8 protein-coding genes are annotated in these 12,180 nt (G+C 62.5%); 6 read left to right on the forward strand and 2 right to left on the reverse strand.

Features of this window, described 5'->3' with window-relative positions:
- Window positions 1-206: 206 nt before the first annotated feature.
- The gene (gene gpr / locus ACLTXB_RS13755; protein ID WP_428227399.1) at window positions 207-1,121 is read right to left on the reverse strand and encodes a GPR endopeptidase; all 915 of its coding nucleotides are present in this window, start codon (window positions 1,119-1,121) and stop codon (window positions 207-209) included.
- Window positions 1,122-1,298: 177 nt separating this feature from the next.
- On the opposite strand from gpr, the gene rpsT reads away from it, so the two are divergent.
- The 5 genes from rpsT (at window position 1,299) to ACLTXB_RS13780 (ending at window position 10,469) form a co-directional block, all read left to right on the forward strand.
- On the forward strand, window positions 1,299-1,562 hold the full coding sequence (gene rpsT, locus ACLTXB_RS13760; protein WP_020989770.1) for a 30S ribosomal protein S20: 264 nt from the start codon (window positions 1,299-1,301) through the stop codon (window positions 1,560-1,562).
- Between the two features lie 126 nt (window positions 1,563-1,688).
- A complete protein-coding gene (locus ACLTXB_RS13765; protein WP_428227400.1) occupies window positions 1,689-2,567 on the forward strand; it encodes a YihY/virulence factor BrkB family protein in 879 nt (292 codons plus the stop codon).
- 129 nt (window positions 2,568-2,696) lie between these two features.
- Window positions 2,697-7,493, forward strand: coding sequence for a cytidyltransferase-related domain protein (locus ACLTXB_RS13770; protein ID WP_428227401.1), 4,797 nt, complete (start codon window positions 2,697-2,699; stop codon window positions 7,491-7,493).
- A gap of 638 nt (window positions 7,494-8,131) precedes the next feature.
- The gene (locus ACLTXB_RS13775) at window positions 8,132-9,370 is read left to right on the forward strand and encodes a lactate dehydrogenase (protein WP_428227402.1); all 1,239 of its coding nucleotides are present in this window, start codon (window positions 8,132-8,134) and stop codon (window positions 9,368-9,370) included.
- A 37-nt stretch (window positions 9,371-9,407) separates the two neighbouring features.
- The gene (locus ACLTXB_RS13780; RefSeq protein WP_428227403.1) at window positions 9,408-10,469 is read left to right on the forward strand and encodes a flavodoxin family protein; all 1,062 of its coding nucleotides are present in this window, start codon (window positions 9,408-9,410) and stop codon (window positions 10,467-10,469) included.
- A gap of 45 nt (window positions 10,470-10,514) precedes the next feature.
- Here the strand turns inward: ACLTXB_RS13780 and ACLTXB_RS13785 are convergent, their stop codons facing one another.
- A complete protein-coding gene (locus ACLTXB_RS13785; RefSeq protein WP_428227404.1) occupies window positions 10,515-11,246 on the reverse strand; it encodes a peptidoglycan DD-metalloendopeptidase family protein in 732 nt (243 codons plus the stop codon).
- 143 nt (window positions 11,247-11,389) lie between these two features.
- On the opposite strand from ACLTXB_RS13785, the gene ACLTXB_RS13790 reads away from it, so the two are divergent.
- The coding region (locus ACLTXB_RS13790) for a M16 family metallopeptidase (RefSeq protein WP_428227405.1) at window positions 11,390-12,180 on the forward strand (791 nt) is incomplete at its 3' end.

A 12,180-nucleotide genomic window follows, 5' to 3' on the forward strand; every position in this document is an offset into this window, starting at 1 on the left:
CTTTGATTCCCGGTTAGTGTGTCCCATTTCCTGGGGGGATATTCCAGTCCCCGCCGCGCATGAGTCCCCCATCCCGGCGCATACACTGACACCGGAAAGGGGGAGTTTTCTTGACCCAGCAGCAGCGTCTGCGCCTGACCGGAGATTTTTTTGTCCTGTACTGCACCAATGTGGCCCTGATTCTCCTGTGCCAGTGTCTGCGGGGCCTAGCTTAACAACAGATCCAGGTCCTCCACCCCCAGACCGGGCTGGAGGGCCAGGTTGATGCCGTAGGCGATGACCTTGGAGAGGTCGCCCACCTGGCTGTCGATGTCCTTGGGGGTGACCAGCAGCTCGCCCTCCCGGCCCAGGGGGGGCAGGTCGTCCCGCCCCAGCAGGTCGGCGGCCAGAGTGGCCCCGTAGACCACCGTGGGCACCCCTACCGCCAGCACCGGCACCCCCAGGGTCTTCTTATCCAGGGCAAAGCGGTGGTTGCCCACCCCGGAGCCCGGGACGATGCCGGTGTCAGAGATCTGCACCGTGCGGCACAGCCTGTCCAGGGAGCGGGAGGCCAGGGCGTCCACCGCAACGACCCAGGCGGGTTTCAGGCTGCGGCACACCGCCTGCACCAGTTCCCCGCTCTCCATCCCCGTGGTACCCAGCACCCCGGCGGCCAGGGAGGCCACAGGCCGGAACGAGCCAAAGTGCTCCGGCACCCCCTCCACCAGGTGACGGGTGACCAGGGTGTACTCGTGGACCTTGGGCCCGATGGCGTCGGGGGTGATGGCCCGGTTCCCCAGCCCTACCACCAGGGCGCCGCCCTTCTCCCCCTCCGGTCCCATCAGTTCCCGCAGCACCCCGGCCACCGCCCGGGCGCCCCGCCCGAAGGCGTCCTCCTCCCGGCGCTGCAGGCCGTCCATGGTCAGCGTCACATAGGTGCCCGCCGGTTTGCCCAGAGCCTGCTCCCCCCGCTCATCCAGGATGTGCACGGTCTCTGAGAGGAAACCCTCCCGCTCCCCGGTCCGGGCCTCCACGCCCTCCAGCTGGCTGGTCTCCCCCGCCCGCTCCTGCCACAGTTCCCGGGCCTCCAGAGCCAGGTCGGTACGCCGCTGCTCCATGTTCCCCACTCCTTTTCCTTCCATATCTTGTGGTCTTGCCACATTTCACTGCTAGCATTTGCGGCAGCGGAAATTTTATCCGATTTTCTCATTCTTTTTGAAAAAAAGTGTTGCATTTTCCGCCGCGATATGCTACAATACATATCCGCACAGGATTATTGTGCTAATTTTAACGATTAAAAATCGGAGGAGGTGTTTGGTTTGCCGAATATCAAGTCTGCCAAGAAGCGTGTGCTGGTTTCCCAGACCAAGGCCATGCAGAACAAGGCCGCGAAGTCCGCGCTGAAGACCGACATCAAGAAGTTTGAGGCCGCGGTGGCGGAAGGCAACCGCAGCGAGGCCGATGTTGCTTACAAGGTGGCTGTGAAGGCGGTGGACAAGGCTGCTGCTAAGGGGCTGCTGCACAAGAACAACGCTGCCAACAAGAAGAGTAGCATGACCATCAAGCTGAACAAGCTGGCCTAATTTTCTGCAAGAGGAAAGCCGTCTGCATCGCAGGCGGCTTTTTGCGTTTTTCTCGACCCCTTCCCCCTGGTTTTATCCCGCCCTTCTGCTATGCTGGGAGTATTGATTTGAGAGGAGGCCGACCCCATGTGGCGCGCACTGCTGGATAAAAAGCCGGTGGCCTTTGCCCTGGACTTAAAAGAGACCTACGACCGGGTGGGCGTGGCCCGGGCGGCGGCGGCCCTGTCCTATTTTCTTATCCTTACCCTGTTTCCCCTGCTCATGTGCGTCAACTTCTTCATCGGCCTGCTCCCCCTGGAGCCCGAGGACGTCTTTTTTGCCCTGGAGCCCCTGCTGCCCCAGGAGAGTCTGAACATTATTTTGGACTACCTCACCTACGTCTCCTCCATTCCTCAAAATCAGTCTACCCCCCTGCTGCTGGCCAGCCTGTTTACCATTCTGCTCTCCGCCTCTGCCGCCCTGCGCACCCTGTTTCAGACCATGGACGAGCTCTACGAGGTTCCCCGGGACAACAGCGTCAAGCGCCTGGTCCTCAGCGTGGTTCTCTCCCTGCTGTTCCTGCTGACCCTGTACCTGTCCATTATCGTGGTCTTTACCGGCGACTGGTTCTTCCAGGCTCTGGAGCGGACTCTGCCCCAAAAAATTTTGGAGCTTATCCCGCTGCACATGCTGGCCTCTTTTTGGACCCAGCTGCGCTATGTGCTGCTGTTCTGCTTTGTCCTGCTGCTGGTGCTGGCAGTGTACCGCCTGGGCACCCCCCGCGCCCTGCACGTCAAGGGCACCATCCGCCTCACCGCCCTGCTCTCCGCCCTGGCCATGGTGGCCTGCTCGGTGCTCTTCTCCTGGTTTATCGACATGTCCTCCCGCTACTCCCTGGTGTACGGCTCTTTGGCCTCCCTTATTATCCTGCTGGTGTGGCTCTACTTCTGCGGCAACATCCTGGCGATCGGCGCGGTGGTGGGCCGGGTGTGGATCCAGGGCCGCTGGCGCGGGGATCCCATATAACAAACCATACTGCGGCTCGTCAAAAGGTTGTTTTTGGCGGGCCGCTTGCTCTTTCCTTCTTCCAGTTTTTGTGCTAAACTGAAAAACAACAATTCTTTACCACTTTACTCCCAGAAAGGCGGGACGTCTATGCATGAAAAATTGATCCGCCAGCTCTCCAGCCAGGTGGCCGACGCCCTGGCAGAACAGGAGCTGGCCTGCGCCCCAAACCGCCGCGCCGCTCTGGCCCTGCTGAAGACCCCCGGCTGGGCCGAGGAGCTGGACCAGCTGCTTCCCATCCGCACCCGCCTGGAGTGTGATCAAGTGCTCCAGGTGTGCGCCCCCATCCTGGCCAAACTCTCCCCGGTACCCGAGGACGGCTGGCTGTCCTTCTGCTACCGGTATATCCGCGCCTGTCTGTACCCCCAGGGCAACTTCGCCCCCGACGCCCAGGAACATGTGGAAGGCGCCCGGTTCTATCTGACCGTCCTCCAGGTGCTGCTGGACTACGAGCGGCAGGTGCTCCCCTTTGACCCCCTCATGGACTTTCAGTTCCTCACCCCCGAGGAGTATACCCCCTGCGACTGCGGCCGGGAGTATGCCAAGCTCCTGGAGTGCTACCGGAAGGAGTACGTCTATGAGCTCATGCGCTTAGGGCTGGAGGTCACCCCCTTCAAGACGCTGGGCCACATTGCCGGGGTCCACTACATCGCCATGGCGGTGGCCCGGGGATTGAAGCAGGCCGGGGTGGACATCGATCTGGCCCTCATTTCCGGCTCCGCCGCCGCCCACGACATCGGCAAGTTCGGCTGCCGCCCGGGAGAGCGGGTGCCCCACCTGCACTACTACTACACCGACCAGTGGCTGCTGGAGCGCCATCTGGACAACATCAGCCACATCGCCTCCAACCACTCCACCTGGGATCTGGAGCTGGAGTCTCTGTCGGTGGAGTCTCTGTGTCTCATCTACGCCGACTTCCGCTCCAAGCAAAGCCGGGATGCCGACGGCAACGAGATCACCGTCCTCTACCCCCTGGACGAGTCCTTCCAGGTCATCCTCTCCAAGCTGGAGAACGTGGACCCCTCCAAGCGGCGGCGGTATGAGTTCGTCTACGGCAAGCTCCACGATTTTGAGGACTACATGCGCGCCCTGGGCGTGGACGTGGACCTCACCGGCCAGCCCCAGCAGCCCCGTCCCCACAAGGACCCCTCCCTCATGGGACCGGGAGAGACGGTGGAGGGTCTGACCCTGCTGTCGGTGGGCCACAGCCTGCGCCTGATGCACATGCTCTCCAACGAGCGCAAGTTCGGCAACATCATTGAGGCCGCCCGCTCCACCAAGGACTGGAAGCAGCTGCGGGCCTACCTCAACGTGTTCCAGGAGTACTTCACCTACCTGTCGGTGCGCCAAAAGACTCAGGCGCTCTCCTTCCTCTACGAGCTGCTGGTCCACCGCGAGGGCGATATCCGCCGTCAGGCCGGCTCTCTCATCGGTCTGATCATTGCCCGTTTCCACCTGGTCTACCGCAAGGAGGTGCCGGCGGACGAGGAGAACGACCCCGCCGAGGAGGTCCCCTTCACCCTTTGGGAGCAGTACCTGGACATGCTCATCTACCCCGACCACAAGACTACCCAGCAGCAGCGCCACCACATCGGCTACACCCTGAAGCTGGTGTTGGAGTCCCTGCTGAAGTACGCCCGCCCCGGGGACGTGCCCCGGTTTGTGGGCGCCTTCCTGCGCTACTTCCACGACCCCCAGGAGAAGGATGCTGACACCGCCTTCACCCTGCTGGACGCAGCCTGGTATCTCCCCTCCAAGTACTATAACGACGAGGTGCGCCAGCTGCTCATCAACTTTGCCGCCTACTGGGTGGGGCAGAACGACCTGCGCCTCACGGTGGCCTCCCTCATGTTCCTGCGGGAAGCCGCCCGCAATCTCTCCCGCAGCAACCCCCAGATGGAGCAGATCGTCTCCATCGCCAACGGGGTCACCCAGAAAAGTCTGGCCGTCACCTTCCTGCAGTACCGCATTCTCCAACGGGCCGGCAAGGACACCTCCGCCCACAAGCGGGCGCTCTACGACCAGGACATCACCAGCGAGGTCTTTTTGGACAACCTGAAGACCGCCACCCCCTGGGTAGTCAAGGTGGTGGGCGTGGAGCTGCTACGGGACCAGGTGGAGCACGGCCTCCAGGAGCACATGCTCCACATCTGCACCCACTACTCCAACCTCATCAAGGTCTCTGAGCGGGTGGTGGTGCGCTGTAACGCCGGCGACGCTCTGGTGCATATCCTGCCCATGCTCCGCCGGGACCAGCGCAACGAGGTAGTCGTGGAGCTGGGCAAGGGTCTGGAGATGGGACAGTACGAAATTTCCAAGTACATCCCCGAATATCTGGGCCAGGCCGCCCTGTACCTCTACCCCAGCGAGCTGGACGAGCAGGTGCTGTGGCTCAAGACCCTGCTGGGCTCCCCCAACGACTCCGCCGTCTCCGGCGCGCTGAACACCATCGGAGTGCTGCTCCAGCACTACCCCGCCTACCGGGGCCGCTTTGTGGAGTCCGCCCAGAACTATGAGTCCCGCCGCCAGGAGCTGCTGGGTCTCCTGCTCCAGGGACTGGCCCACTACCGTCCTCCGGTGCGCCAGGAGGCTCTGCTGGTCACCGGCAAGCTGCTGTTTGAGAGCAATGTCCTCTCCATGGACGAGAAGGCTCACCTGTTCTCCCTGAGCTACCGCAAGCTCCTCTTCCTCATCCAGGAGGCTCCGGTGCAGGACGACGACATGACCTTCTTCTACCGCGCCGCCGCCCTGGCTCACATTAACCGCTTCATCGCCCTGTGGCGGCTGGACCACGGCCCCTTCTCCTTCACGGTACCCAAGAAGGTGGCCTTCTTCCCCGGCACCTTTGACCCCTTCACCCTGTCCCACAAGGGCATCGTCCACGCGATCCGGGCCCTAGGCTTTGAGGTTTATCTGGCGGTGGACGAGTTCTCCTGGTCCAAGAAGGCCCAGCCCCACCTCATCCGCCGGCAGATCGTCAACCTGTCGGTGGCAGGGGACTTCCACGTCCACCTCTTCCCCGACGACATCCCGGTGAACATCGCCAACCCTGCCGACCTCAAACGGCTGCGCAACCTCTTCCCCGACCAGGAGGTCTATCTGGTGGTGGGCAGCGACGTGGTGGGCAACGCCTCCTGTTTCCAGGCCGCCCCCCGTCCCTGGTCCATCCACTCCATGAACCTCATTATCTTCCGCCGGGCGGGCCAGCCCCCCCTGCCCAGCACCGAGCAGCTGAATTTGAAGGGCGATGTCATCCAGCTTCAGCTGCCTCTCCATCTGGAGGACATCAGTTCCACCCGCATCCGGGAAAATGTGGACCTGAACCGGGACATCTCCAACCTCATCGACCCGGTCATCCAGGACTTTATCTATCAAAACGGCCTCTACCTCCGGGACAGCCAGAACAAGCCGGTGCTGGGTTCCGGCGATCTGACCTTCCAGTGGGTGGACGAGCCGGACGAGCTGCTCATCCAGGAGCTCACCGCCGGCCGGCCCGACCGGGACGCCCTGCGGGAGGGAATTCTCCGCGGCCGGGACCGTCTGGTCCTGCTGCGCTCCAGCACCCAGAACCAGCTGCTGGGTTTCCTCAGCTTCCGGTACCTGTCGGCCTCCCAGCTCTTTGGCGCCCTGCGGGATACCGAGCTGGCCAACCGCATCCGCCTGCGCTCGGCGGGCACCACGCTGATCATCACCTCTGCCATGGCCGACACCTCCGATCCCCTCAAGGACTATCTCCAGCTTCTCTTCACCGAGGTGCTGGCCAAGGCGCTGGCCGACGACTGCATTTACGGCGTCTACCGCCCCTGCGGCGCTCTGCCCGACCCGATCCTGGAGGACACCCTGGCCCGCCAGGGCTTCCTGCGCCGGGAGGGAGACACCCCCATCTGGGAGGTGGATATGAGCGCTCCCACTGTGCTCATCCAGAACCTGGAGACCACCATTCAGGACCCCCTCAACCGCAACCCCAAGGTGCTCTCCGCCATCCAGCGTGGACACCGGCGGCTGCAGATGGCCCTGACCAAGCTCTACCCCCGGTTCCTGGTGCTCACCTTGTCCTCGGATATTATCCACCAGCGGCTGCTGGAGATGATCACCACCTACAACGAGGTGCCATCTGTCCCCACCACCCCCCGGAAATTGGGGAAAAACATGTGCGTTCCCTACGGAAAAATGCTCCGGGGCAAGATCGTACCCAATACCGTGACCAAAACTATCCACACCGACAAGGTATTTACCCCCGATCTCAGCCAGAGCACCATGGAGGCCTTCCCCCATTACGCCCCCATCCCCTGTCAGATCCGCACCATCAAGTCCTTCAACCGTCCGGTCATTCTGGTGGACGATATCATGCACCCCGGCTTCCGCATCAAGGCACTGGACCCCATCCTCCGCAAGGAGGAGGTAGACATCCGCATGGTGCTGGTAGGTCTGCTCTCCGGCCACGGCCGAGACTTGATGGACGCTCAGGGCCGCCCAGTAGACAGCGTATACTACCTGCCTCGGCTGCGGGAGTGGTTTGTGGAGTCCACCCTGTATCCCTTCATTGGCGGCAACACGGTGCGCCGTCCCACCTCCCCGGTACCCGGCATGCTCCCCGGCATCAACCACATCCTGCCCTACGCCTCCCCCACCTTCCGCAGCGAGTACAGTGAGGACGCCGTGTTTGAACTGTCCCGCTGCTGCCTGGAGTCGGCCCGGGACGTGATTTCCACCCTGGAGCAGGAATACCGCATCCTCTATGGGCGCAACCTGACTCTGAACCGCCTGCCCGAGGCTGTCATCCTGCCCCTGTGTCCCGATAAGGGCACCTGTCTCCATTACGACCCCAATCTGGCTGCGTCGGTGTATCTGGAGAACGATTTGGAGCAGCTGCTGCGTACCCATTAATATGCATTTTTCTTGCACAAGAAACGGTGTTACTTTGCCCACGGCGGCAAAGTAACCAAAACGCCGCCGGGGGACGCCTTCGGGGAACACTTCGCCTTCGGCGGTGTTCCCAGGCGGCTTTCCCCCGGTCCCCCTGCTACGAGGGTGTGCCACTTTGGTCTGTTCGCAATTTCCGGCGGGCAAAATCAAGATCTGTTTCCCGTCTACTCCCGGGCCTTAGGCCCTTTTGCCATTAAAATTTAAAGCATTTTCCTTCTAACATACACCGCCTGGTGCATCCCTTCCTGTTTGGTACGGTGCAGTCCTGTGAATGGACCAGCTGTCACGGCTTTGCCAGAGTAGGCGGCGTTCGTATAACACGGGCACTGTAAATTTCAAACCGGGTAGGGGCCTGTGCCCCCGAGGCAAGAAGGACCATACGGTCTTGTCTTTGCCCGCCGGACGAAATTGCCAAGAAAGCTGGAGGGCGTCCCCCGTAACTGGGGGGGCCGGGGGTAAGAGACTATGAACACCCGCCTTGGGCGAGGTGTTCATCGGAACGCAACCCCCGGGGCATTTTTGGTTCCTTTTTGGGCAAGCAAAAAGGAACCCGCCCCGCAGGGCGGAACCTGCTAAAATCAAAAACTAGGAGTAATACTATGTTTTATTATTACGAAAAGGATGGAAAAATTCTGGCCTCTGACCGCTCCGACCTGCCCTACACCCCCGTCACGCCCCACGCCGGAGAGCCCATCTACTACCTGGTGGAGGGCGACCCCATCCTGGGCCGCGGCTCCTTTAAGGTGAATGCTCCCGGCCAGCTTCTGGCTCCCCACAGCTTGGAGGTGCTGGACGAGAGCCGCCTGCCCACCCTGGAGCTGGACGAGGCTCTCTCCGCCGCCCTGGAGGCAGGACAGCTCACCGCCGTGAACACCGGGCGGATGGGCTGGGAGTCCATCCTCACCGCCGCTCCCAACACGGGCAAAAAGCGGGTCCACATCCTGGCCATCGGCGACGTGGGCTCCACCCTGCTCACCGGCTTGAAGCTGCTGGGCGGGGACGTGATCTCCACCATCGGCATCTGCGATCTGTCCGACCAGATCACCGCCCGGTGGGAGTTTGAGATGGGGCAAATTAACCTCCCCTGGGACTACAACGCCTTCCCCGACGTGGAGGTGGTGAAGCCCGAAAACCTCTTTGACTGCGACGTATTCGTCTTTGTGGCCTCCAAGGGGATCCCGCCCGTGGGCTCCCAGGTGAAGGACGTGCGCATGGCCCAGTTTGAGAATAACGCCGCCATCGTCAAGACCTACGCCCGCATGGCCCGGAAGGCCAACTTCCAGGGTCTGTGGTGCGCCGTGTCCGACCCGGTGGACCCCCTGGCCAAGACCGCCTATCTGGAGAGCAACAAGGACGAGGATGGCAACTGGGACGGCAAGGGCCTGCGGCCTGAGCAGGTCCAGGGCTACGGCCTTGGCGTCATGAACGCCCGGGCGGCCTACTTTGCCAAGAAGAACGAGAAGCTCTCCTCCTTCCTCACCGAGGGCCGCTCCTTCGGCCCCCATGGCACCGGCCTGTTTATCGCCAACTCCATTGAGAACTACAACGAGGAGATTTCCCAGGAGCTCACCCACAAGACGGTCACCGCCAACCTGGTCATGCGGGAGATCGGCTTCAAGCCCTACGTGGCTCCCGCCCTGTCCTCCGGCGCCCTGTCCATCCTGCTCACCCTGCGGGGCGAGTGGCACTGCGGCTCCGTCTTCCTGGACGGTATCTTCATGGGCTGCAAGAACCGCTACACCCCCGCCGGTGTGGAGACCGAACTGCTGCCCCACATTCCCGATCCCCTGTTTGCCCACATTCAGGAGGCCGCCGACCACTTGAAGACCATCCTGTAATCTCCCCACGATTCTACTTTTCTCAGAAGGTGAGTGTATGTCCCTGACTGTACTCTATCCCACCCTCCCCAACACGGTGGACCAAGCCCGGCTGGACCGGGTGCTGGACCGTGCTCTGGCAGGCCGGGAGGTCCGGCTTATTCGCCGCTCCGAGGACCTCTCCCAGCTCCAGGGGGAGCGTATCCTGTTTGCCCTGTCGCTGGACGAGGCCGGACAGAATTTTGAGTATTACCGGATGCTCGCCCGGCTGCGCCGGGAGCCGGAACTGCTGGAGGGCTGCACCGGCGGTCTCGTTGTGGACGGCCCCGGAGAGCTCTACACCAAGTCCACAGCGGCGGAGCTGGCCCTGGCCATGAACCGTGCCGGGTGCGCCCTGCTGGGCCGCCCCCTGGTGGAGGCCACCGGCTCCCTGGCCAACTTCCGCATCCAGGCCAAAAATCTGGGCACTGACCTGGCCGGAGCCTATGAGGCCGCGGTAGCGGACACCGCTCAGCGGCTGGAGCACGAGGTCTTTGCCCGCCATGTCCGGCCCAAGCTGCTGGTGCTCCACGCCTCCAGCCACCACACCTCCAACACCATGGCCCTGTGGAGCGCCCTGCATCAACGCCTGGGGGACAACTGGGACGTCACGGAGATCGGTCTGCGCAACGGCACCCTGTCCGACTGCGCCGGCTGCCCCTACACCATGTGTCTCCACTTCGGCGAGCGGGGCGGCTGCTTCTACGGCGGTGTGATGCAGGAGGAGGTCTACCCCGCCGTGCGCTCTGCCGACGCCCTGCTCCTTCTGTGCCCCAACTACAACGACGCTCTCTCCGCCAACCTCACCGCCTGCATTAACCGCCTCACCGCCCTCTTCCGGCAGACCCGCTTTTACCACAAAGCGGTCTTTGCCCTGGTGGTGTCGGGCTACTCCGGCTGCGACACGGTGGTCCGGCAGGTCATCTCCGCCATGAACATGAACAAATCCTTCTACCTGCCTCCCCGCTTCGCCCTCATGGCCACCGCCAACGCCCCCGGCGAAGCTATGGCTGCCCCGGATATCAACCAGCGGCTGGATCAATTTGCAGAAACTATGCGCCGAGCTTTGGTGCAGGAATAAGTACAACAAAAGGACCTCTATCCCACAGGGATAGAGGTCCTTTTGTCAAAGCTGGTCAGGCAGCAGGGTGACCGGGTCCAGGGCGGCACCCTCCTTGGTCATCTCCAGGTGCAGGTGGGGCTCCATGGCGCTCTCGGCAATGGCGGTCTCACCCACCGCGCCGATCTCCGCGCCGGTATCCACCGTGTCACCCACCGCCACCAGGGGGTCGGCGGCCAGGTTGGAGTAGGTGCTGATCACTCCGTCCGGGTGCTTGATCACCACGGTGACTCCCATCATGGGGTCCTCATACACCTCGCTCACCGTACCCTCTCCGGCGGCCCAGACCTTGCGCCCCACCTCTGCGGCGATGTCTACCCCCGCGTGGGTGCGCCAGTCTCCCATGGTCTGGTCATAGGATAGGGTCTCCACGGCAAAGCCCCGCAGCAGTTCTCCCTTCACCGGCCAAGTGTACACCACGTCCCGGGTGGTCTGGTCCTGGGCCTGGGTCTGAGGCAGGGCCTCGGGATCGTCTTTTTCCTCCTGGACGGCGGACTGCTGTTCTGGAGTCTTTTCCGCAGGCGTCTCCGCCTTGGGCGGCGTCTGGGCGCTGCTGTCAGGCAGTACCACGGTGGGGTTGCCGGTCACGGCCTGATCGTCGATTTCGCCGCCCCCGCTGACGGAGCGGATCAAATAATAGCCCGAAATTCCCATTGCGGCCACGCACAGGAAAAGGACGATGTAAAATCCTTTCCCCAGCAGAAAGTCCCCCAGCTTTTTCCATCGATTTTGGTTCAAGGAAACCACCTCCGAAGCCTATTGTGGACAGACTTATCCCAGCATATACCTGGGGGACAAAACTTTTTCTTCCATAGACGGCAGGCCGGAAGCTGTGGTATACTTTCCAAAACGAATCCCAACACAGAAGAAAGGGTTTTATCATGTATCGAAGCATTACACTGCCCAACGGCGCCCGCATTCTCACCCAGCGCATCCCCGGTGTGCGCTCCGCCGCCCTGGGCTTTTTTGTGGGAGCGGGCTCCCGCCACGAGCTGGCCTCGGAGAACGGCGCCGCCCACTTCATTGAGCATATGTCCTTCAAAGGCACCGCCACCCGCTCCGCCGGAGACCTGGCCCGGGAGATGGACGCCATCGGCGGCCAGGTGAACGCCTACACCACCAAGGAGCACACCTGCTACTATGCCCGCTGTCTGGACAGCCACCTGGACCGGGCGGTGGATCTGCTGTGCGACATGCTCTTTGCCTCCCGCTTTGACCAGCGGGACGTGGAGGTGGAGCGGGGCGTCATTCTGGAGGAGATCGGCATGTACGAGGACACCCCCGAGGACCTGTGCGCCGAGCGGCTGTCCATGGCGGTGTACAAGGGCGACTCCCTGGGCCGGCCCATTCTGGGCCGGGCTTCCACCCTGGAGAAGATGACGGGCGAGTGGCTGCGCCAGTGGCAGCAGGAGCACTACCGCCCCCAGGCCATGGTGGTCTCTCTGGCGGGCAGCTTCACCCAGCAGCACGTGGACGCCCTTGTGGATCGTCTGTCCGCCCTGCCCCAAGGTCCCACCTCCCCCGGCCGTCAGGCCTACTACCGCAGCGCCGTCACTGTGCGGAAAAAGGCTATTGAGCAAAACCATCTCATTCTGGCCTTCCCCGGCCTGTCTTACCAGGACGAGCGGCGCTATCAGCTGCTGCTGCTCAACTCCATTTTGGGCGGCGGCTG

This window comes from Flintibacter sp. (genome assembly GCF_046973065.1).

Coding starts and splice junctions, on each gene's coding strand:
- ACLTXB_RS13775 (WP_428227402.1), top strand. CDS start 8,132: ATGTTTTATTATTACGAAAAGGATGGAAAAATTCTGGCCTCTGACCGC.
- gpr (WP_428227399.1), bottom strand. CDS start 1,121: ATGGAAGGAAAAGGAGTGGGGAACATGGAGCAGCGGCGTACCGACCTG.
- ACLTXB_RS13765 (WP_428227400.1), top strand. CDS start 1,689: ATGTGGCGCGCACTGCTGGATAAAAAGCCGGTGGCCTTTGCCCTGGAC.
- ACLTXB_RS13780 (WP_428227403.1), top strand. CDS start 9,408: ATGTCCCTGACTGTACTCTATCCCACCCTCCCCAACACGGTGGACCAA.
- ACLTXB_RS13770 (WP_428227401.1), top strand. CDS start 2,697: ATGCATGAAAAATTGATCCGCCAGCTCTCCAGCCAGGTGGCCGACGCC.